Raw genomic sequence first — 20,900 nt, 5'->3', positions numbered from 1 at the left:
AACAGATGAGGTCGTTGTCCAGAGCGGTGGTCTTCGTGCTGACCACGGTCGCGGCGATGTTCGCGCCATCGGTGGGCACGGCGGCCGAATCGGACGTGTGGGCATTTCTGCACGCCGATCAACCGACCGTGAAGTTCTACGAACCCGCAAGGCAGGCGGCCGGGAGCCCCGGTGTCCGCGCCGAGGTGGCCAGGACAGGCACCGGCAGCTACCTGGTCCGCCTCAGAGGCGCGTCCTCGGCCGGGGTGCCGATGGTGACCGCGGTCAACAGGGCCGCCGTGCACTGCCAGGTGGCTCGGTTCGCCCCGGCCGGCTCGGCGGAGGAGATCCGGGTCGAGTGCTACGCGGGCACGACCCGTGCGGACAGCAGGTTCACCCTGTCGTACTTCGCTTCATCCAAATCGGACAGTGGGGCGGTGGGTGCGTACGGCTACGTGTTCAACGACCAGCCGCTGCTCCCGGTGCACACCACCGCGCCGAGTCACAACTCCGCGGGCGGGCCGGTGGAGATCTACCTGGACCAGCGGACCGGTACGTGGACGGTCCGCTTCTTCGGCCAGGCGTTCAACAACATCGCGGGCAACGCGCAGGTGACCGCCCTCGGGGGACAGCCGGTGCGCTGCGCGATCGTCGAGTGGTATCCGCACGCGCTGGGCGTGGACGCGCGAGTGCGGTGCGACAAGCTCGTTCCGCTGGCCGGCTTCTCTCCACAGTGGACACTCGTGTACGTGCACGAGCGTTCGATCGTCGGTGCCAGGAGCGGTCAGTTCGCCTACCTGCAGGCAGACCAGCCGGGCGCGTCGTCCTACGTCCCGTCCCAGCCCCGCAACCTCGGATCAGACGGCTTCGTGCACTCCGTGACCCGGTCAGGAGCCGGCCGGTACCAGGCCCAGCTCTACGGCACGTTCAAGGGCCCGGACACGCTGCAGCTCGTCGTCAACGGCGACACCAGCGACTTCTGCAACGTGGCCGGCTGGACCCCGCAGCCGGGCAGCCAGCCAGGAGGCCTCGTCGACGTCGCCTGCTACACGTCGGCAGGCGTGCCGAAGGACAACTGGTTCTCGTTCAACTACTTCGCATCCCCGTGAGGTGACCTCGGGGTGCGGCGGCGCCGATCTCGGCGAGGAGTGCGGCCGCGGCACTCCGCCGTGCCCGGGACTCGTCGGGATCGCCTCCGCGAGCGGAGATGTCCGCCAGCACGAGCAGGGCGTCCGCCTCGCCGAGGAGGTGGCCGGTGTCGTGGTGCGAGGTGCGTGCCAGTTCGGCCAGGTCGGCTGCCTCGCGCAGCTCGCCCTGGCCGAGCCGGATGGTGGCCAGCACGGCGCGGGCCTGACCCGCGAGCACCCGATACCCCGTGGTGCTCGCCAGCTCGACGGCTTCCCCGGCCGGTGTGGCGTCCTGTTGCGTCGCGGCCAGGCCGATCAGCGCGCGGGTCTCGCCGTAGCGGTGCGCGGTGTCGCGGGTCAGGTCCAGCGCCTGCCGGTGGTGGTCGGCCGCGGCCACCGGGTGACCGAGGCGCCGGTGGATCGTGCCCAGGGTGTTCAGCACGTCTGCTTCGCCGTGGCGGTAGGCGATGTCGCGGGCGACGGTGAGCGCGGTCTGCGCGTGGTCGAGTGCGGCGGTGAGGTCGCCGGTGTCGGCGAACACCGCCGCGAGCCCGTTGCCGGTGTCCACCTGCGAGCCGCGGTCGCCGACCTCGAGGTGCAGGGAGAGGGCGAGCCGGAGGTGGTCGGCGGCTTCGCCGAACCGGCCCAGATCGTGCAGCACCACGCCGAGGTTGCTCAGGCTGATCGCCTCGGCGTAGCTGGACCCGATGGTCCGGCTGATCTCCAGTGCCTCCTCGTGCCGGGTCAACGCCGAGCGCAGCTCGCCGAGGTGCTGGAGCGCGATGCCCAGGTTGCCGAGGTTGTTGATCTGGTTGGGGAGCCGGCCGGTCCTCCGGTTGATCGCGAGCGCGGTCCGGTGGTACTCGACCGCCTCGCGCAGCCTTCCCGACATCGTGTGCAGGTTGGCCAGGTTGTTGAGCGCCGCCGCCTCGCCCTCCAGCCAGCCGGTTCGCCTGGCGTTCTCGAGCGCACTGGCGGAGAAGCCGATGGCCCGCCGGTAGTTCCCCTGACGGAAGTTCACGTCCGCGAGGCTCAGCAACGCGCCGGTCTGCGCGGTCAGGTCGCCGCACGCCCGCGCCGCGGCGAGACCTGCCGCGGCGACGGTCAGCCAGTCCACCGTGTGCATGCGCATCCAGAAATATCCCCGCATCGCGTCGGCCAGCAGACACACGACCGGTAACGGCCGGTACCGGGAGTCGTGGCTGACAGCGGCGACGAGGTTGTGCCGCTCGGCGTCCAGCCATGCCAGCGCCAGCACGTCGTCGGTGAACGCGCCGGTCGGCGACCCGGTGTCGGCGATCGGCAGGGTGAGCCGCCGCATCTGCGGGTACAGCAGCGTCGCCGCGGTGTCGACGGTGTGCAGGTACCAGTCGTAGAGCCGGCTCACCGCTTTCTCCTGCTGGGCCGATGTGTCCTCGTGTTCGCCCCGCTCGCGCGCGTACAGGCGGAGCAGGTCGTGGCAGCCGTATCGTCCGGACACGTGCTGGTCGACCAGGTGCGCCGCGGCGAGCTGGGTCAGCAACCGTTCCGCGGTGTCTGGTGCGACACCCCCGAGCGCGGCGGCCGCATCCGCCGTGACGTCCGTGCCGGGCACCAGGCCCAGAAGCCGGAACATCCGTCCGGCGTCGTCGGGCAGTGCGGCGTAGGAGAGGTCGAACGCGGCGCGCACGGCCGTCTGCTCGTCGCCCTCGACCTGCAGGGCGGCCAGCCGGTTGCCCGCACGGAGCAGGGCGCAGTGCTCGGCGAGGGTGCGGCTGCCGAGGTTGGCCGCGGTGATGCGCAGGGCCAGCGGCAAGCGGGCGCACAGCTCGGCGAGCTCGCTGAGGGCCGCCGAGTCCGCGTGCGCACGATGGGCGCCGAGCAGGTCGGTGAGCAGCGCGTTCGCCTCGTCCGCGGTGAACACGCCGAGGCGGAACCCGCGTGCCCCGTCCCTGGCGACCAGGCCGGTCAGCGCGTCCCGGCTGGTGATCAGGACGAGGCAGCCGGGTGCTCCCGGCAGCAGCGGCCGGACCTGGTCGGGGTGGTGGGCGTTGTCGAGCAGGACGAGCACGCGCCGGCCGGCGAGCAGGCTGCGGTACAGGGCGGCGGCCTCCTCGACGTCGGCCGGCACGTTCTCGGCGGGCACGCCCAGCGCGTGCAGGAGCCTCGCCAGCGCGTCGATCGGCTCCACCGGCGGCCCGCTGTCATACCCCCGCAGGTTCACGTACAGCTGGCCGTCGCCGAACCGGTCGCGCACGCGGTGGGCCCAGTGCACGGCGAGCGCTGTCTTGCCCACGCCGGGAGTGCCGGCGATCGTCGCGATCGGCACCGCCCGTCCCCCGGAGGGCATCAGGTCGTCGAGTTCGCGCAGAAGCGAGTGACGGCCGGTGAACCCGGCGACGTCGGCCGGAATCTGTGCCGGGGTGACGCGCGGGGAGCCGGTGACGTTCAGGCTGGTGTCGTCGGCGAGCACGGCGCGCTGCAACTGGTGCAGCTCGGGACCTGGTTCCATGCCGAGCTCGGTCACCATGATGGCGCGCCCGTCCCGGTACACGTCCAGCGCCTCGGCCCGGCGGCCACACCGGTACATCGCGAGCATCAGGTGGCATCGCAACTGTTCGCGCAGCGGATGTTCGGCGACGAGGTGCCGCAGCTCGTCCACGACGTCGTTGTGCCTGCCCAGCGCGAGCTCGGCGCCCAGCCGCACCTCGAGCGCGGTCAGGCGGCGCTGCTCGAGCCGGTTCACCTCGGCGGTCACCGCGGGAGACGCCGGCACGTCGGACAGGGCATGGCCGCGCCACAACGCCAGCGCGTCGGCGAGCCGGCCGGCACCTTCGGACAACCGGCCGGTGGACACGTCGCGCTGTCCCGACTCGGCCAGTCGCTCGAACAGCTGGGAGTCCACCTCACCCTCGGCGACCTCGAGCACGTAGCCGCGCCCTCGGGTCACCAGGCGGATCTCCGGCCCGTTGCCGAGCAGCTTCCGCAGCCGTGCGACGTACCCCTGGACGGTGTTGAGCGCGGTGCGCGGAGGCCGGCCGCCCCAAAGCTCGTCGACCAGCTGCTGCGCGCTGACCACCCGTCCCGCCTCGATGAGCAGGATCGCGAGCACCACCCGTGGCTGGGTCGCCCGGATGGACGACCACGCCTCGCCGTCCCAGACCTGCACAGGTCCCAACACGCGCACATGCACGCCGGTCACCCCCTGCCCGCCATTATTCAGCGTTGACCCGACGCCGGTTCATGCCTTTGGCGGTCGCGTCGCGCGGACTGTCCCCGGCTGCCGTCGCCGCTGCTTCGCGTTCGGCCGAAACGGCCGCGGCAAGGGGAACTGACCGTTCAGCGATGTGAAGTCCAAGCGCGGCAATACTTTCGCGGGTCCAGTGGAACGGAGGGATGGCTGCGGATGAGCCGGCTGCCGGGCCACGGGGTTCTGCCCCGGCCAGATGTGCCGCCCAGCGCGGTTGCGACCGGACGCCGTGGCAGGTGCTCGGCTATCGGGAGCTCGCCGGGCGGGCCGTCGCCGTCGCCGGTGGGCGGGCCAGGCTGGGCGTGCGGCGACGGCGACAGTGGCCGGCATGTCGTTCGACCGCGACGAGTCCAGCCGCACCACCTGCCGGCAACTGTGCTCGACGGCCTCCACCTGCGTGACGAAGCCGCCCGCGAGGTTCCCGGCGCACGTGGCCTCGCCGGTGCAACCGCGCGCGTACCGGGTGCTCGCTCACACAGCACCGGCGGCGCGGTGGTTCGCACTCAGTCGGAGCTGTCCGTCTCCTGTGGACGGAGCTCGGCCATCACCTCGTCCGGCGAGGCGTAGTCCCGCTCGGGCAGCCGGTGCAGCCGTCGCCGGACCGCGGCCTCGAAACCGTGCACTTCGGCGCAGCTGACGATGTGCACCTTGTCGACCGGGTAGGTCAGCCCGTCGACGACTTCCTGCAACTCCGTGCCGACGTCGTCCATCAGCGCACTCATGGGGTTCGACTACCCGGCTGAGCGCGACATGACACCAGAGGTGTTCGTGAGAACCGGACTTCGGCGTTCAAACGTGGGTGTGGGACGGCTTGTCGTGCTGGTCCTCGGCCTTCTGCCGGCGCTTCCGGTCGAGCAGCCACATGATCGGCGACGCGGACAGCCCGTGCACCAGGATGGAGCCGATCACGACGAGCGCGACCACTCGCCAGAGCGCGTCCTGCTCGGGAAACCTGCCCGCCTGCAGGGCGTAGACGAGGTAGAACAGCGAGCCGACGCCGCGCACGCCGAAGAACGAGATGACTGCGCGTTCCCGAGGCCCGGACCTGCCGCCCAGCAGGCCGATCCAGCCGGCCAGTGGCCGCACCACCACGAGGATCGCCGCGGCGACCAGGATCTCGGCCCAGGTGGTGCCGGTGAGCAGGCCCGTGGCCGCGGCGCCGCCGAGCAGGAAGACGATCACCACGGTGAGCATGCGCTCGGCCTGTTCGACGTAGCGGTGCAGCACCTGGTGGTAGCCGTCGCGGCGTTCACCGGCCCGGATCGCGCAGGCGCCCACGAACACGGCGACGAACCCGTAGCCGCCGATCAGTTCGGTGAGTCCGTAGGCGAGGAACGTCGCGGCGAGGGCGACGAACCCCTCCGCGTGCTCGGCGAGCCGGAACTTCTTCGAGGGCGCCGAGAAGAACAGCTTGCCGAGCGCCCAGCCGACGAGCAGGCCGACGGCCAGCCCGGCCAGCAGCCGCCAGAACACGTCCAGCGCGAGCCAGTGGCCGAGCCACCCGGAGGGGGCGACCCCGGCGAGGCTGATCGCGATGGCGGCGTAGGTGAACGGGAAGGCCAGTCCGTCGTTGAGCCCTGCTTCGGAGGTGAGCGCGAACCGCGCCTCGTCCTCGTCGGACTCCGGGTTCTCCGCCGGCTCGGCGACCTGGACCTCGCCTGCCAGCACGGGATCGGTCGGGGCGAGGGCCGCCGCGAGCAGGACCGACGCCGCGACGCCGAGACCGAGCACGCCCCAGCCGAGCAGGCCGACGCCGAGCATCGACAACGGCATGGTGATGGCGAGCAGCCGCCAGGTGCTCGCCCACCCGCGCAGGCTCACCACCCGGTTGAGCGCCAGGCCCGCGCCCATCAGCGAGATGATCACGCAGATCTCGGTCAGGTGCAGCAGCAGACCGCTGTGCTCGACGGGATCGGGTGCGGGCAGCGGCTCGACCACGGAGAACGTCAGCGCGCCGGCACCGAGGAAGAGCATCGGCATGGAGATCGGCGCGCGGTCGAGCAACCGGGGCAGGAGAGCGGCGGCGAGCGTCGCAAGCCCCGCGCCGGTGTACAACAGGGGCCCTGCGTCCACGGTGTGCCTCTCGTTCGACCCTCGAACAGGCGACATACCCCGTTTGGTGCAAAGAGGAACCCCAAGGTGGCGGCGGACACTGCGGACGCGGCGACGTGGGTGGCTAGTCGATCGTCCGGAGCGCCTCGTAGGCGTCCGCGACGGTGTCGAACACCGCGAACTCGCGGTCGAGACCGCTGACCTCCAGTGCGCGCCGCGGGGCGTGTCCGGCTGCCACGACGGCGAACGCGACATGCTCGCGTTCAGCACGCTCATGGGCCTCGAACAACGTGGTCAGGCCCGCCGAGCCGAAGAAGTCCACGGCGAGGTCGACGATCAGGACGTCCGGGCGCGTGTCCAGCTGCGACTGCAACGCCGACCGCGTGTCCTGGGCGTTCGTCGTGTCGATCTCACCTGTCAGCGTCACCAGGACGACACCGTCCTGGGAGACCGTCTCCGCCTGCGCCAGCCGGGTGTCCTCACCACGCTCGCTCACCACAGCTCACGCTAACGCTTCTTGAGCCCCACGGCCACGAGAACGCCCAGCAGCAAGCCTCCAGCCACGTCGGTCGGCCAGTGGACCCGTGTCCGCAGGCGGCTGTAGGCGACCAGGAGCACGAGCGGCGTGACGAACAGGGCCGCCGGCGGGTCCTCCAGAGCGACCGCCGCACCGAACGCCGCCGCGATCATCGCGTGCTTCGACGGGAACGACGAGGAGCTCGGATGTTCGGGCAGCGCGCGACGGGCGGGCAGGTTCGAGTGCGGCCTGCTGCGGGGGATGAGCAGGCTCAGCAGGTGGCCGAGCGGCATCGCGACCGCGCCTGCCCGCAGTGCCAGCAACGCGGTCCTGCGCCGTCCGGACCCGGCCAGCAGCCAGGCGACCGGGAGCCACAGCGCGCCACCGCGTGCGGCGATGCTCGCCGCGATCACGGCCAGGCCGGGACGTTCGGCCGGGAGCAGGTCACTGTCCTGTGCGGACTTCCGGTCCAGTTCCTCCGGCGTCACAGCGCTGGGCTCGCGTCGACCCGGCCGCCTCGGCCGATGCCCCGCACGATCTCCCGGAGCGCCTCCTCCGAACCGAACGTGGGCTGCCAGCCCAGCTCCGTGCGTGCCCGCGACGCGTCCAGCAGCGGCGACCTCAACGCCAGGTCGACCCATCCGGACGGGGTGGGCTGCAACCGCAGATGCCAGGTGACGTTCGCCAGGTGCCGCAACACCCCCGGCGCGACGGGCACGTGCCGTGCGCCCAGCACCTCGGCGAAGGCACGGGGCGTCATGACGGGCTCTGCCACGAGGTTGACCGCGCCGGGCAACCGCTTCGCCAGGATCAGCGCCAGCGCGTCGGCCACGTCGTCGGAGTGCACGAACTGCAGGACCATGTCGTGTGGCAGCGGCAGCACCGGGATCCGGTGCCGGAACAGGGTTCGCGGTACCAGTCGGCCCAGGAAGTAGTCGCGGATCTCCGCTCCGGCGTCGGACTGCAGGATCAGTCCCGGACGCGGCCGGCTGATCACGAACCTGTCCTCGAACATGTTCAGCATGTGTTCCACGGCGGCCTTGTGCCTGCTGTAGAACGACGTCGTCACGCCGTCGACCGGCCACGTCTCGTCCACGCGGTGATCCTTGCTCCCCGGCGAGTACGCGCCGACCGACGACATGTGCACCAGGTGCGGCACACCCGCTGCTGCCGCCGCCTCGAACACCCGCGCCGATCCCGCCACGTTCGTCGTGTACAGCAAGCGCTCGTCACGAGCGGGCTGGATCATCCAGGCGAGGTGCACCACGGCGTCCGCGCCCTCGAACGCGATGCGGAGTGCTCTCTCGGCACCCTGCTTGCTGATGTCGACAGGGGTCCACTTCACGTCGTAGGGAGGTTCGGCCGCCGGACGTCTGCGGGAGATGCCGTGCACCTCGATGGCAGGGTCCTCGGCCAGTCGCCGGAGCAGCGCGGTGCCGACGTTGCCGCTCGCACCTGTGATGACGACCTTCATCGACTCACGCCCTTGCCGTGCCGCACGACTGCCTTCACGTCCGCCTCCCGGGATTTCCTCAGTGGTCTTCCCTCGATTCAGCGAAGCGAACCGCGGGTAGTTCAGGTGCGGGTGGTGATGTTGTGACCGAGAAGGACTCGCGCAAGGTGACGATGGTGCCGAACGGCCCGATGCTCGTCGAAGGACCGGTCGAGATCGTCACCGACGACGGGGTGACGCACACCAGCGACCGGTTCGTGGTCGCGGTGTGCGCGTGCCGCCGCAGCAAGCGTTACCCGTTCTGCGACACCAGCCACCGCAAGCGGGTCCGCAGCGACGACTCGCCCGCCTCCCACGACGACAGCAGGTGAGCGGAGAGCCGTTCTTCGAGCAGGTTGGTGGCCTGGACTCCGAACGTCACGTCGGCTTTGAGCGATGGTTCCTGCTCCAGCAGTGAGCCGATGACGTCGCGGCGCATGATCTGTTCGTGCACCGCGTCGGCCTCGATGTGCTCGGTGTAGAACTCGACACAGCGCGGGTCGGCGTTGAGCCGCGCGAGTGCCCGGGTCATGCGGTACGCGCTCGGTCCCGTGGTGATCTCGGCGGCGGCGAAATGGCCGACCAGTGCACCTCGTAGCGACTGGTGCAGGCCGAACAACGACATCATGTTGACGATCGCGATGGCCGGTGCCGGCACGTCGTCGAGGTAGTGCAGGTACTCGGACCGCATTCCGGCGCCGTCGAGCAGGTCCGCGAACAGCTGCGAGTGCATCCGGTCGGCGCGCCCGCCGCCGTACTCGTCGAACTCGACGGCGACCAGCGCCGCCTTGGCCTTGCCCCGAAGGCGGGGGATGACCCACGCGTGCGGGTCTGCCTCCTTGTGGTGGTACACCGAACGATGCGCGAAGAACTCGCGCATGTGGTCCCAGTTCCCGTTGTCCCGCAGGTAGTGCGACACGCCGTTGCCCGGGATCTGCTCGACCAGCAACGCGTCCAGCTCGGCGTCGAGGTCGTCGCCACCGTCCACATCGGAGCGAAGCTGTTCGAGGAAGACGCGTTCGATCCGGGCCCGCAGGCGCAGCAGTTCCGGATCCCACTCCCACGCGGGATTCACGGCGTCGAAGCCGCCGTAGTGCAGTTCGTACAACGTGTGCAAGGCGATGGTGAGGTCCTCGCCGTGCGGATCGGCCGCCACGAACGCGATCTCGCGCCCGTCCGGTTCACTGTTGAGCGCGGTGACGACCTGTTCGGACAGAGGGCCGCGCGGCGAAGGAAGTTTCACCTACCAGTCATACCCGCGTGGAGACGAGCCCAAGCACCAACGACAGCTCGCCGCGTTCGTCCAAAGCGGACGTCACGTGCTTGAGCAGGTCGTCGACCAACGCGGTCGCGGGCACCCGGCACTCCCGCCACGGATCGACGCCGGTGCCGTCGATGCCGTACCTGGACGCGGCCCACACCGCGGCTGCGAGCACGTCGTCCCGCACCACGGGAGGTTCCTTGTCTGCGAGGATGTCGTCGTAGGCGGTGTGCACGAGCGCGCGGCAGAGCGCCGCCTGCAGCACCGCGTCGTCCACCTCGGCGGCGGCATCGGCCACGCGGAACTCGACGGTCGGCAGCGACGAGCCGAGGCGCACCAGCCAGAACGACTGCGACGGGTCCACGAGCGTCCCGCAGGCCACCATCCGGCCGACGTGCGCGTCGTACTCCTCCGCGCCGGAGAACAGCGGAGGCACCCCCGCGCCGGGGAACCTCGACTGCAGCACCGTCCGCCAGCTCGCGTAGCCGCGGTCGGGGGAGTTGGCGGACAGGGCCAGCAACGTGGGCAGCCACGGCCGCACGTGGTTCAGCACGGCCACGGCGGTCTCGCGGTCCGGCACGCCGACGTGCACGTGGCATCCGCTGGCCTCGTAGTCGTCGATGACGCCCGCGTAGGAGTCGAGGATGCGGTGATACCGCGCGCCTTCCGTGACGATCGGATGCGTCGCGGTTCTGGGCGGCGTGCCACGGGAGAGCAGTTCCACGCCCTCCTCGCGGGCAGCGTCCGAGACCACTGCGCGGGCGTGCGCCAGTGCCTCGCCGAGAGCGGCCATGGTGGTGCACGGACCGGTCGAGGCCTCGACCTGCGTTCCGGCCAGTTCGGGGTGGAACTTGGTCAGTTCCGTGTCGTGCAGCCGAGCCAGCACGGCTTTCGCGCGCATCACCGTGCGACGGGAAGCCGGATCGACGAGCAGGAACTCTTCCTCAACACCCACGGTGTCGGCGCACGCGTCTGCCAAGTGACCGTCTCCGCTCTTCCTGAACATTGCGATCTGCGGTTACCCGTGCGGGGTAGGCGCGAACCGCCGCGGGGTATTCGGGTCGGCATGGACGACAAGACGACCGAGGCGCTGGGCAAGCTCCGCAAGGCGCTGGAGACCACCGAACGTGCTCGCGGGCACCTGTACTCGTTCCACCAGCTCACCGGTACCGCGGACTTCGAGCTCGACGACGCGATCGCGGCGCTGCGCGAGGCGGGTCACAGCGAGCACGCGAACCGGGTGCAACGCGACCTGCTGGGCCGCAACGTCCTGCCGGGACGGTGGACGTTCCAGATCGTCGAGGAGTACGACGACATGTACTACGACGTGTTCCGCGAGGTCGAACGCGCCGCCCGCGCCGACCTGGCCGGTGGGCAGCGGCACGGCCTGGAGAAGGAGCTCAAGCGCGACCGCCAACGGCGCAGCGCAGCCGCGTACGCCGACAACGACTGAGCGCGCCCTCACCGGGTACCCGGAGCACATCTCCAACGAAAGGTTCGACCCATGACCACCGTGTCCCGCACGTTCACCGTCGAAGCCCCGCCCCAGACCGTGGTGCCGTACCTGGCCGACTTCGGCAACGCCGTGCAGTGGGATCCCGGCACCGAGAGCTGCACCCGCAACGACAGCGGCCCCGTCCAGGTCGGGGCGAACTGGCACAACACCTCGAAGATCGCGGGCATCAGCACCGAGCTGACCTACACGCTCGAACAGCTCACCGACGGCCTGATCGTGCTGGTGGGCCGCAACGACACCGCCACCTCCACCGAGACCATCGAGATCACGCCTAGCGGCACGGGGTCGAGCATCACCTACACCAACGACCTCGAGTTCAACGGCGCGGCCAAGCTCGCGGCTCCGCTGGCCAAGGTCGTGTTCGAGAAGCTCGGCAACGACACCGAGAAGCAGATGACCGAGGTGCTCAACGGGCTGGCGCGCTAGTGCGCGGGGTGGACACGGCCGGCCTGCGGCGTGTGGTGGGCCTGTCCGCGGCGGCCGTGGCGGCGATCCAGGCGACCACCGCGGTGGTCGCACTGCGCAAGGGGCGCCGCGACTACGCCGACGTCGCCTGGGGACCGGGGCTGGCGGCGGTGGCGGTCACAGGAGCGCTGGCCGGCCGCGGTGACGCACGCCGGCGTTGGGCGCTGGCGGCCGCGGTGACGGCGTGGGCGGCCCGGCTGGAGCACCAGATGCTCGGCCGGGTGCGCGGCAGCGACGAGGAGGATCCGCGCTACACGGAGTTCCTGGACGGCGACTCGACCGCGGCTGTGATCGGGAAGGTCTTCGTCACGCAGGGGCTGTGCCAACTGCTGGTGTCCGTGCCGGTGCAGGTCGCGGCTGCCAGCGCGCTGCCGCGGACCGCTCGCCGCTGGCTCGTGCCCGCGGGCTTGGCCGTCATGGCCGGCGGCGCTGTGATCGAGGCGCTGGCCGATCGCCAGAAGACCGAGTACTCGAAGCAGGACGAGGACGAACGGCCCGACGTGCTCGACACCGGCCTGTGGGGGTGGTCGCGGCACCCCAACTACCTCGGCGACTCGCTCGTCTGGGACGGCGCCTGGCTGACGGCTGCCGCGTCGTCTCCGGGCGGTTGGACGTTGGCGGCGCCGGCGTTGATGAGCTATCTGCTGATGTTCGCCACCGGCGCGAAGCGCACCGAGCAACGGATGCAGGACCGCCCGGGATACCGCGACTACCAGAGGCGCGTCGCCTTCTTCTTTCCCCGGCCGGTGTAGCGAGACGCCTTCCTCAGCCGGCTCAGGGGAGCTGAAGGCCGACGACGCAGGTGTCGTCGTCCGTGTTCGACTCGCTGGCGGCCAGCAGGTCGTCCAGCAGGTCGTCCAGTCCCTTGTCGTTGTCCTGCAACGACGAGCGGAGAAGCTCCAGGCACTCGTCCAGCGGCATGTCCCGGCGCTCGACCAGCCCGTCGGTGTAGAGCACCAGGGTGTCGCCCTGCTCCAGCCGCAGCTCACCCTCCTCATAGGACACTTCGGCCACCGCGCCGAGCAGGACGCCGCGCAGCGCCGGCAGGAACTCGCTCTGCCCGTTCCTGACCAGCACGGGCGGCAGATGGCCCGCGCGAGCCCAGCGCAGGATCCGGGTGGCCGGGTCGTAGATTCCGCAGATCGCCGTCGCGATGATGTTGTCGGCGAGGTGGTGGGCCACCAGGTTCAGCCAGTGCAGCAGCTGCGAGGGCCCGGCGCCCGTGGCGGCGAGACCGCGCAGGGCGTTGCGCATCGCCACCATTCCGGTCGCGCCCTTGATGCCGTGCCCGGTGATGTCGCCGACGGACACCAGGATCTGCTTGGACGGCAGCACGATCGCGTCGTACCAGTCACCGCCCACCATCTCCTCCTGCGCAGCGGGCTGGTAGCGCACGGCGACGCGCAGGCCGAAGGCGTCGATCGTGGGGTGCGTCGGCGGCATGATCACCTGCTGGAGCTGCAACGTGAGCTTGTTGCGCTCCACCATCTCCTGCGCCGTGATGGCGAGCTGGTCCTTCGCCGCGGACAGCGCGACCTCGGTCCAGTGCTGCGCCGACACGTCCTGGTACGCGCCCCGGACGGAGATCAACGAGCCGTGCTCGTCGAGCACGGGTTCGGCGATGACGCGGACGTGCCGGATCACGCCCTCGGCGCGCTGCAGCCGGAAGGCCGCGGATCCGGGCCGGTGGTGGTGCAGGACGTTGCGGAGGAACCCGTTGAGGGAGGCGAGGTCGTCGGGGTGGGCGTGGGCGGTGATGTCGGCCAGCGGCACGGGATCCTCGTCGACGCGCAGGCCGTACAGCGCGTACAGCTGGCTGTTCCAGATGACCTTGCCCTGGTGCGGCTCCTCCTCGAACCCTCCGATGCGGCCGAGGCGCTGCGCGTGCTGCAGGAGGTTCGCCAGGCGCGTGGTCTCGTCGTGCACCCGCCACACGACCAGGACCAGGACGCCGTGCCTGGTGATGCTCACGTTGGCGTTGACGGCCAGGGGCACGTCGTCGACGAGTGCCGCCAGGGTCATGCGCTCGGTGCGGAACGGTTCACCGGTCGCGTGCACGCGCTCGACCTTGTCGAACAGGTTGCCTTCGGCCGCGGCCAGCGGATAGGCCTCCAGCAGCAGTTTTCCGGCCACCGCGTCGCGTGGCCTGCCCGCGAGGTCGGCGAAACGGCCGTTCACGTGGTGCACCCGGAAGTCGGCCAGATCGCCGTTCGCCGCGATCTCGGGTCCCAGCACGAGAGCCGGGTCGAGCAGTCCGTCCGCCAGGTCCACGAGCTCGGACGGTGCCGACAGCACGTGCCCTGCGGGCTCGGTGACGTTGAGGGTCGAGGCGCACAGCTCGGCCAGTGCCTCCACCTGCTTGCGCACGCTCAGCGGTTGCGGCTCGACCGCGCTGGGCCAGCAGATCTCCAGGACACCGGTGATGCGGCCGCCGGTGCCGGCGGGGACGGCGACGCGGCCGGGCAGGCCGGCGCCGATCGACGGCGGACCGGACTGGCCGAGGTCGCTGATCCAGACGGCGCTGCGTTCGTTGAGCGCGCGCCGGGCGAGCGTCGCCACGCCGGGCGGGACGTAGTGCCAGCGCTGGGCCTCACCCAGCGCGAAACCCGCGTGCCCCACGAGGTTCAGCGACGAGTCCGCGCCCGCGGACCAGATCGCCACCGCGGTCGCACCCAGCGGTGCGAGCGCGTGCGCGAACAGGGACCGGGCGACGGACTGGGTGTCGTCCGCGGAAAGGGCGCCGCTCTGGGCTTTCCGGAGACGGACCTCGACGCCGTTGTCCTGCTCGTCCGCCGGCTCGGCCGGCACGACGCCGAACCGGTCGCCGGACGCCTCGTTGATGATGTCCACCGCGAGGTCGAGCTGGGTGGTACCCGCACGCTCGGCGAGCAGGGCGAGCTGCTCGGCGGCCTGGGCAGGACCGCAGCGCAGCCGTTCGACGAGCACACCCTTCGCGAGCTCGACGACCGCACGGCTGTCGGCTGCGGACCGGCTCTCGTCGAGCTCGCGGCGCAGGCGCTCGACCGTGCCGGCGAGCCGGTCGACGCCCACCTCGTCGGTCGTCACCGCGGTCGCATCCAACGCCGCACGCAGGAGACGAGCTGGTCGGCGTCCACCGGCTTGGTGACGTAGTCGTTCGCGCCGGAGGCGATGCTCTTGTCCCGGTCACCGGGCATCGCCTTCGCGGTCACCGCGATGATCGGCAGCCGTTCGTGGTCGGGCATGGCGCGGATCGCCGTTGTCGCGGCATAACCGTCCATCTCCGGCATCATCACGTCCATCAGGATGAGGTCGATCTCCGGATGCCCGACCAGAGCCTCGATTCCCTCCCTGCCGTTCTCCGCGTGCAGCACGCAAACGCCGTGCAGTTCCAGGATGCTGCTGAGCGCGAACAGGTTGCGGGCGTCGTCGTCGACGATGAGCACGGTCCGTCCGGCGAGCTGACCGTTGGCCTGCTCCGGCATCGGCGGCCTCGGCTGTTCCGGCCGCACCAGCGGCAGCACGTCCTGCGGGCCCTTGGCGTTGAGGTGCAGGGCGATCCGCTCGCGCAGCTCGTCCAAACTGGACAGCAGCTCCAGCTGGCGGGAGCCGCCCCGTTCCAGCAGCTGCCGCTCGTAGGCGGCCGGGAGCCTGCGGTTGTGGTGCGCCAGCACGGGAACCGCGCCCGCCGCCGGATCGCCGTCGAGGGCTTCCAGGAACCGCAGGGCCGCCTCGTCGGGCATGTCGAGCTCCAGCACCACGCAGTGGCACGGCTCGGTGGCCAGCGCGGCCGCCGCCTCCACCTGTCCCGCGGCGGTGACGACGTCGACCGGGCCGCGGGGATCGTCGCTCGCGGACAGGTCGTTCACCGCGCTCTGCGCGACCAGCGAGAGCAGGCCCTTCGGTCGTTCCTCGATCACCAGCAGCCTGCGCCGGTGCGCGGTGACGGCGGCCGGCGCCGGAACCACCGGAAGCGCCTCCTGTCCTGATGCCCCGGGGGTGAGCTCGGGGAAGTCCGGGCGGTGCACCGGCAGGTAGAGGGTGAAGGTGCTGCCGGCGCCGAGCGTGCTCTCCGCCGCGATCGAGCCGCCCAGGAGGTAGGCGATCTCCCTGCTGATCGACAGGCCGAGCCCGGTGCCGCCGTACTTGCGGCTGGTCGTGCCGTCGGCCTGCTGGAACGCGCCGAAGATCGACTCGAGCTGGTGCTCGGCGATGCCGATGCCGGTGTCGCGGACCCGGAACACGATCGCCGGCCCGTGCTCGCGCACGCCCGCGGGCAGCTGGTCCGGGTCCGCGAGCTCGATGCGCAGCTCCACGCCGCCGGTCTCGGTGAACTTGACGGCGTTGGAGAGCAGGTTGCGCAGCACCTGCTGCAGTCGCGTGTCGTCGGTGACCAGCTCCGGGGGAGTGCCGGGAGCGGTGGTGATCTGGAAGCCCAGGCCCTTCTGGGAGGTGAGCGGCCGGAACGACACCTCGACGTAGTCCAGGAGCTGCCGCAGGGACACCCGCTCCGGCGTGATGTCCATCTTGCCGGCCTCGATCTTGGACAGGTCGAGGATGTCGTTGATCAGCTGCAGCAGGTCGGAGCCCGCGGAGTGGATGATGCCCGCGTACTCGACCTGCTTCGAGGTGAGGTTGCGGCTCGGGTTCTGGGCCAGCAGCTGGGCGAGGATCAGCAGGCTGTTGAGCGGGGTGCGCAGCTCGTGGCTCATGTTCGCCAGGAACTCCGACTTGTACTTCGACGCGAGCGAGAGCTCCCGCGCCCGCGTCTCCAGCTCCTGGCGCGCCTGCTCGATCTCCAGGTTCTTCGCCTCGATGTCGCGGTTCTGGGTGGCCAGCAGGGCCGCCTTCTCCTCCAGCTCGGCGTTGGAGAACTGGAGTTCCTCCTGGCGTTTCTGCAGCTCACCCGACCGGTTCTGCAGTTCGGAGGCGAGGCGCTGCGACTCGGCCAGCAGCTCGTCGGTGCGGGCGTTGGCGATGATGGTGTTGACGTTGACGCCGATGGTCTCCATCAGCTGTTCGAGGAAGTCGCGGTGGATGTCGGTGAAGCGGTGCACGGACGCCAGCTCGATCACGCCGAGCACCTGGTCCTCGACGACGATCGGCAGCACGACCAGGTTCACCGGCGTGGTCCGCCCGAGCCCGGACGTGATGGCGATGTAGTCGCCCGGCATCTCGTCCACGGCGATGATGCGGCGGCTGCGGGCGGCCTGGCCCACGAGTGACTGCCCGAACCGGAACCGGGTGGGCCTGGCGTCGTCGTCGGGGTGACCGTAGGAGCTGATCAGCCGCAGCTCCGGCCGGTCGTCGGCGTCGTCGGCCAGGTAGAACGCGCCGAACTGGGCCGACGCCAGCGGGGTCAGCTCGTCCATGATCAGCTCGGCGACCACGGCGAGGTCCCTGCGGCCCTGCATGAGACCGGAGATGCGGGCCAGGTTGGACTTCAGCCAGTCCTGGTCCTGGTTGGCCTTGGTGGACTCGCGCAGCGACTCCACCATCGAGTTGATGTTGTCCTTGAGCTCGGCGACCTCACCGGACGCCACGACGGTGATCGACCTGGTCAGGTCGCCCTCGGCGACCGCGCTCGTCACCTCGGCGATGGCGCGCACCTGCCGGGTCAGGTTGCCTGCGAGCTCGTTGACGTTCTCGGTGAGCCGCTTCCACGTGCCCGACACGCCCTCGACCTCGGCCTGGCCGCCCAGGCGCCCCTCGCTGCCGACCTCGCGCGCCACGCGCGTCACCTCGGCGGCGAAGCTCGACAGCTGGTCGACCATCGTGTTGATCGTGGTCTTCAGCTCTAGGATCTCGCCGCGGGCGTCGACGTCGATCTTCTTCGTCAGGTCGCCCTGCGCCACCGCGGTGGTGACCTGGGCGATGTTGCGCACCTGGTTCGTCAGGTTGTTCGCCATGAAGTTGACGTTGTCGGTGAGGTCCTTCCAGGTGCCGGCGACGTTCGGCACGCGGGCCTGGCCTCCGAGCATGCCCTCGGTGCCGACCTCACGTGCGACACGGGTGACCTCGTCGGCGAACGCGGACAGCGTGTCGACCATCGTGTTGATCACGCCGGCCAGCGCGGCGACCTCGCCCTTGGCCTCGACGGTGATCTTCTGGCTGAGGTCGCCGCGGGCGACGGCGGTGGCGACCTGCGCGATCGACCGCACCTGGTTGGTCAGGTTGGAGGCCATGACGTTCACGTTGTCCGTCAGGTGCTTCCACGTGCCGGAGACACCGCGGACGGTCGCCTGACCGCCCAGGTTGCCCTCGGTGCCGACCTCGCGGGACACGCGGGTGACCTCGTCGGCGAAGCCGGACAGCTGGTCGACCATCGTGTTGATGGTCTCCTTCAGCTCCAGGATCTCGCCGCGGGCGTCGACCCGGATCTTCTGGCTCAGGTCGCCCTTCGCCACCGCCGTCGTCACCTGGGCGATCGACCGCACCTGCGCGGTGAGGTTGTCCGCCATGACGTTGACCGACTCCGTGAGGTCCTTCCACGTGCCGGACACGCCCTTCACGTCCGCCTGACCGCCGAGACGGCCGTCCGTGCCGACCTCGCGGGAGACGCGGGTGACCTCGTCGGCGAACGAGCTGAGCTGGTCGACCATCGTGTTGATGGTGTTCTTGAGTTCCAGGATCTCGCCGCGGGCGTCGACCCGGATCTTCTGGCTCAGGTCACCGCCGGCGACCGCGGTCGCGACCTGGGCGATGGAACGCACCTGCGCGGTCAGGTTGCCCGCCATGAAGTTCACCGAGTCGGTCAGGTCGCGCCAGGTGCCGGAGACACCCTTCACGTCGGCCTGGCCGCCGAGCGCGCCCTCGGTGCCGACCTCGCGGGAGACGCGGGTGACCTCGTCGGCGAAGGAGCTGAGCTGGTCGACCATCGTGTTGATGGTGTTCTTGAGTTCGAGGATCTCGCCGCGCGCGGTGACCGTGATCTTCTGGCTCAGGTCGCCCCGCGCCACGGCGGTGGTCACCTGCGCGATGTTGCGGACCTGGTCGGTCAGGTTGCCGGCCATGAAGTTCACGGAGTTCGTGAGGTCCAGCCACACACCGCCGACGCCCGGCACCTCGGCCTGGCCGCCGAGCCGGCCCTCGCTGCCCACCTCGCGTGCCACGCGGGTGACCTCGTCGGCGAAGGAGCTGAGCTGGTCGACCATCGTGTTCACGGTGTTCTTCAGTTCGAGGATCTCGCCGCGCGCGTCAACGTCGATCTTCTGGCTGAGGTCGCCGCGCGCCACCGCCGTGGCGACCTGGGCGATGTCGCGGACCTGGCTGGTCAGGTTGCCCGCCATGGCGTTCACCGAGTCGGTGAGGTCCTTCCACGTGCCGGAGACGCCCTTGACGTCCGCCTGCCCGCCCAGGTTGCCCTCGGTGCCGACCTCGCGGGAGACGCGGGTGACCTCGGAGGTGAACTGCGACAGCTGGTCGACCATGCCGTTGAACACGGTGGCGATCTCGCCGAGCAGCCCGTCGGAGTCGTCCGGCAGACGGATCCCGAAGTCTCCGTCGCGCACGGCGGTGAGGCCCGCGAGAAGTTGCCGCAGCTCCGGCAGGTCGACGGCTCTCGGCGTAGTGGTGGTACCACTCATTCCTGCTGCCTCCACGGCACGGCGCAACCCAGGGGGAGAGGACACACCTGTGTGCTCAAGCGCGCCTTCGTGAACTCGATCGAGATTACTGGAACGACGAGGTCGTTCAGGTCCGTTGGACCTTGTCGAGAAGGTCGACGGCGATGTCGCGGAGCTTGATGTTCTCGTGCTGGGATCGCTGCACCAGCATCGCGAACGCCTCGTCCGCCGTGCACGAGTGCACGGCCATCAGCGCGCCCTTCGCCTGTTCGATCGTGGCGCGCGACTGGAGTGCGAGCTCCATGTGCTCGAGCTGGTCGCGCAGGCGTTGCCACCGCTGGGCGCTGGTGATCGTGGCGGACGCGGCCGTGGTGAACAGCCGCATGAGGCCCTCGTCGAACGGGTCGAACGCGGTCGCCGTGTAGCTGTAGATGTTGAGCGTTCCCACGTGCCGCGCCTTGGCGGTGTCCGACGCGGGGAGGACGACGGGAACCGACAGGTACGCGCGGACACCGGCCTCGCCGGCCGCGGCCTCGAACTCCGGCCACAGCTCGACGTGCTCGCCCACGACCGCACGGACCGGTTCCAGGGTCTGCGCCGACTGCAGGCACGGCCCGCGTCTGGCGCTGTACTGCTTCTCGTCGACCTCGATCAGGCGGGCATCCGTCGTCGCGGCCGTGCGCGGATGCTCGGGCGTCATCACGGTGACGGTCACGGCGTCAGCGTCCTGCACGGCCCTGGTCGCCGTCTCCGCGAGCCGCTGGAGCGCTTCGTCCAACGGCTCGTCACCGGTGAAGACCTCACGCAGCAACTCGAGCGCGTCCGCGGTCTCGTCGAGACGCACCAGCGGGTCAGGACGCTCTTCGTCGACCGAAGGTTCCTGTCCTTGTGCACCGTCTGTCATGCCGCGGCACCCTTCGCCATCCAGGTGGAGTTCGGGGCGCCGGCTGCTTGACGCACGTTCAGCGCATCGTACGGCCACAGACCGGCGGCGAAGGGAATCGGGCGAGGACGGCTCACCCAGAACCTGGACCGGTAACGGGACGCTGGAGTGTTCAACGTCCGGTCACCGGTCCAGGCCGGACCACCCGAAGATGGTCCTCCAGTGCGTGCACGCGTGCACGGCGATCCTTCAGTACCCCGCTCTCGTGCAACTCAAGCGATCTCGCCCGTTTCCGGTCCATCTCAATCCGGTACCGACGTACCGGGAGCGCACATGTAGCTTCGTGGCGACCGGCCAGCGGACCTGCGGAGGCGCCCGAGTGACTGCCGTCGGCGAGGACTCCACCTCGTTGGTGCTCGACCTGGCCATCGAGTGTGGTGCCGACCTGTCGCTGCTGCGAGGTCGTATCACCGGCGCGTTGTCCGATGTCGACGAGGACGACCGCTACGACGTCCTGCTCGTGGTGACCGAGCTCGTGAGCAACGTGCTGGACCACACGCAGGGATCGGGCCGGCTGCGGCTGCTGCGCGACGAGGCGCGGGGGGAGATCACGGTCGAGGTCGACGACTCGTCGCCGGAGAGACCCGTTCGCGGCCGCTCGCGGTTGGACGGCTCGCGTGGCCGGGGCATCGTGATGGTCGACGAGGTGGCTAGTGACTGGGGCGTGCGTGGGCTCCCTGGAGGCGGGAAGACGGTCCACGCCAGACTGCGCTGCACCGCTGCCGGTCCGCCTTCGTAGCCCGCTCGTCCGAAGAGGACCGTCCACGGTGGTCGA

The 20,900-nt window shown here is 70.3% G+C and carries 17 protein-coding genes; 6 read left to right on the top strand and 11 right to left on the bottom strand.

Annotated features, from left to right (window positions below; genetic code table 11):
• Nucleotides 1-5 precede the first annotated feature (5 nt).
• A complete protein-coding gene (locus ACSHWB_RS39695) occupies nucleotides 6-1,088 on the top strand; it encodes a hypothetical protein (protein ID WP_439658459.1) in 1,083 nt (360 codons plus the stop codon).
• Here the strand turns inward: ACSHWB_RS39695 and ACSHWB_RS39690 are convergent.
• The 6 genes from ACSHWB_RS39690 to ACSHWB_RS39665 form a co-directional block, all read right to left on the bottom strand.
• The gene (locus tag ACSHWB_RS39690) at nucleotides 1,066-4,278 is read right to left on the bottom strand and encodes a BTAD domain-containing putative transcriptional regulator (RefSeq protein WP_439658458.1); all 3,213 of its coding nucleotides are present in this window, start codon (nucleotides 4,276-4,278) and stop codon (nucleotides 1,066-1,068) included. The two genes, ACSHWB_RS39695 and ACSHWB_RS39690, sit on opposite strands and share 23 nt — an antisense overlap.
• A gap of 560 nt (nucleotides 4,279-4,838) precedes the next feature.
• Nucleotides 4,839-5,057, bottom strand: a complete 219-nt coding sequence (locus ACSHWB_RS39685) for a DUF2795 domain-containing protein (protein WP_439658457.1) — start codon at nucleotides 5,055-5,057, stop codon at nucleotides 4,839-4,841.
• 67 nt (nucleotides 5,058-5,124) lie between these two features.
• A complete protein-coding gene (locus tag ACSHWB_RS39680; RefSeq protein WP_439658456.1) occupies nucleotides 5,125-6,408 on the bottom strand; it encodes a cation:proton antiporter in 1,284 nt (427 codons plus the stop codon).
• 103 nt (nucleotides 6,409-6,511) lie between these two features.
• On the bottom strand, nucleotides 6,512-6,883 hold the full coding sequence (locus ACSHWB_RS39675) for an STAS domain-containing protein (RefSeq protein WP_439658455.1): 372 nt from the start codon (nucleotides 6,881-6,883) through the stop codon (nucleotides 6,512-6,514).
• 11 nt (nucleotides 6,884-6,894) lie between these two features.
• Nucleotides 6,895-7,392 carry a phosphatase PAP2 family protein gene (locus tag ACSHWB_RS39670; RefSeq protein ID WP_439658454.1) on the bottom strand — a complete coding sequence of 166 codons (498 nt, stop codon included), beginning with the start codon at nucleotides 7,390-7,392 and terminating at the stop codon, nucleotides 6,895-6,897.
• Nucleotides 7,389-8,378, bottom strand: a complete 990-nt coding sequence (locus ACSHWB_RS39665; protein ID WP_439658453.1) for an NAD-dependent epimerase/dehydratase family protein — start codon at nucleotides 8,376-8,378, stop codon at nucleotides 7,389-7,391. Before ACSHWB_RS39665 ends, ACSHWB_RS39670 begins: the two co-directional genes overlap by 4 nt.
• 152 nt (nucleotides 8,379-8,530) lie before the next feature.
• Between ACSHWB_RS39665 and ACSHWB_RS39660 the strand changes: the two genes are divergently transcribed.
• Nucleotides 8,531-8,728 (top strand): CDGSH iron-sulfur domain-containing protein, encoded by a 198-nt coding sequence (locus ACSHWB_RS39660; protein WP_360030378.1) that lies wholly within the window; start codon nucleotides 8,531-8,533, stop codon nucleotides 8,726-8,728.
• Here ACSHWB_RS39660 and ACSHWB_RS39655 read toward each other — a convergent pair.
• Together ACSHWB_RS39655 and ACSHWB_RS39650 are read right to left on the bottom strand one after the other, a co-directional pair.
• Nucleotides 8,650-9,639 carry an iron-containing redox enzyme family protein gene (locus ACSHWB_RS39655; protein ID WP_439658452.1) on the bottom strand — a complete coding sequence of 330 codons (990 nt, stop codon included), beginning with the start codon at nucleotides 9,637-9,639 and terminating at the stop codon, nucleotides 8,650-8,652. The genes ACSHWB_RS39660 and ACSHWB_RS39655 overlap by 79 nt on opposite strands.
• Before the next feature lie 7 nt (nucleotides 9,640-9,646).
• Complete coding sequence (locus tag ACSHWB_RS39650; protein WP_439658451.1) at nucleotides 9,647-10,636, bottom strand: carboxylate-amine ligase; 990 nt, start codon at nucleotides 10,634-10,636, stop codon at nucleotides 9,647-9,649.
• Nucleotides 10,637-10,723: 87 nt separating this feature from the next.
• Here ACSHWB_RS39650 and ACSHWB_RS39645 point away from each other — a divergent pair, with 87 nt between their 5' ends.
• Genes ACSHWB_RS39645 through ACSHWB_RS39635 form a run of 3 tightly spaced genes read left to right on the top strand, consistent with a single transcriptional unit; the run spans nucleotide 10,724 to nucleotide 12,390 of the window.
• Nucleotides 10,724-11,110: a hypothetical protein gene (locus ACSHWB_RS39645; protein ID WP_439658450.1), complete on the top strand. Its 387-nt coding sequence runs from the start codon at nucleotides 10,724-10,726 to the stop codon at nucleotides 11,108-11,110.
• A gap of 51 nt (nucleotides 11,111-11,161) precedes the next feature.
• A complete protein-coding gene (locus ACSHWB_RS39640) occupies nucleotides 11,162-11,599 on the top strand; it encodes an SRPBCC family protein (protein WP_439658449.1) in 438 nt (145 codons plus the stop codon).
• 8 nt (nucleotides 11,600-11,607) lie between these two features.
• Nucleotides 11,608-12,390, top strand: coding sequence for a DUF1295 domain-containing protein (locus ACSHWB_RS39635; protein ID WP_439658448.1), 783 nt, complete (start codon nucleotides 11,608-11,610; stop codon nucleotides 12,388-12,390).
• A gap of 22 nt (nucleotides 12,391-12,412) precedes the next feature.
• On the opposite strand, the gene ACSHWB_RS39630 is transcribed toward ACSHWB_RS39635, so the two are convergent.
• The 3 genes from ACSHWB_RS39630 to ACSHWB_RS39620 form a co-directional block, all read right to left on the bottom strand.
• Nucleotides 12,413-14,704 carry a SpoIIE family protein phosphatase gene (locus ACSHWB_RS39630; RefSeq protein ID WP_439658447.1) on the bottom strand — a complete coding sequence of 764 codons (2,292 nt, stop codon included), beginning with the start codon at nucleotides 14,702-14,704 and terminating at the stop codon, nucleotides 12,413-12,415.
• Nucleotides 14,701-19,203: a HAMP domain-containing protein gene (locus ACSHWB_RS39625; protein WP_439658446.1), complete on the bottom strand. Its 4,503-nt coding sequence runs from the start codon at nucleotides 19,201-19,203 to the stop codon at nucleotides 14,701-14,703. Before ACSHWB_RS39625 ends, ACSHWB_RS39630 begins: the two co-directional genes overlap by 4 nt.
• Nucleotides 19,204-19,309: 106 nt before the next feature.
• A complete protein-coding gene (locus ACSHWB_RS39620) occupies nucleotides 19,310-20,086 on the bottom strand; it encodes an ANTAR domain-containing response regulator (RefSeq protein ID WP_439658445.1) in 777 nt (258 codons plus the stop codon).
• Nucleotides 20,087-20,444: 358 nt separating this feature from the next.
• Between ACSHWB_RS39620 and ACSHWB_RS39615 the strand changes: the two genes are divergently transcribed.
• Nucleotides 20,445-20,864: an ATP-binding protein gene (locus tag ACSHWB_RS39615; RefSeq protein ID WP_439658444.1), complete on the top strand. Its 420-nt coding sequence runs from the start codon at nucleotides 20,445-20,447 to the stop codon at nucleotides 20,862-20,864.
• Nucleotides 20,865-20,900 lie beyond the last annotated feature (36 nt).

Source organism: Lentzea sp. HUAS TT2 (assembly GCF_051853195.1).
Classification (GTDB): Bacteria; Actinomycetota; Actinomycetes; order Mycobacteriales; family Pseudonocardiaceae; genus Lentzea.
This window is presented reverse-complemented; position numbering and strand designations above follow the sequence as displayed.

Excerpts from the sequence above, each read along its gene's own strand:
- ACSHWB_RS39695 (WP_439658459.1), top strand. The coding sequence starts at position 6 with ATGAGGTCGTTGTCCAGAGCGGTGGTCTTCGTGCTGACCACGGTCGCG.
- ACSHWB_RS39685 (WP_439658457.1), bottom strand. The coding sequence starts at position 5,057 with ATGAGTGCGCTGATGGACGACGTCGGCACGGAGTTGCAGGAAGTCGTC.
- ACSHWB_RS39665 (WP_439658453.1), bottom strand. The coding sequence starts at position 8,378 with ATGAAGGTCGTCATCACAGGTGCGAGCGGCAACGTCGGCACCGCGCTG.
- ACSHWB_RS39660 (WP_360030378.1), top strand. The coding sequence starts at position 8,531 with ATGGTGCCGAACGGCCCGATGCTCGTCGAAGGACCGGTCGAGATCGTC.
- ACSHWB_RS39645 (WP_439658450.1), top strand. The coding sequence starts at position 10,724 with ATGGACGACAAGACGACCGAGGCGCTGGGCAAGCTCCGCAAGGCGCTG.
- ACSHWB_RS39640 (WP_439658449.1), top strand. The coding sequence starts at position 11,162 with ATGACCACCGTGTCCCGCACGTTCACCGTCGAAGCCCCGCCCCAGACC.
- ACSHWB_RS39625 (WP_439658446.1), bottom strand. The coding sequence starts at position 19,203 with ATGAGTGGTACCACCACTACGCCGAGAGCCGTCGACCTGCCGGAGCTG.
- ACSHWB_RS39620 (WP_439658445.1), bottom strand. The coding sequence starts at position 20,086 with ATGACAGACGGTGCACAAGGACAGGAACCTTCGGTCGACGAAGAGCGT.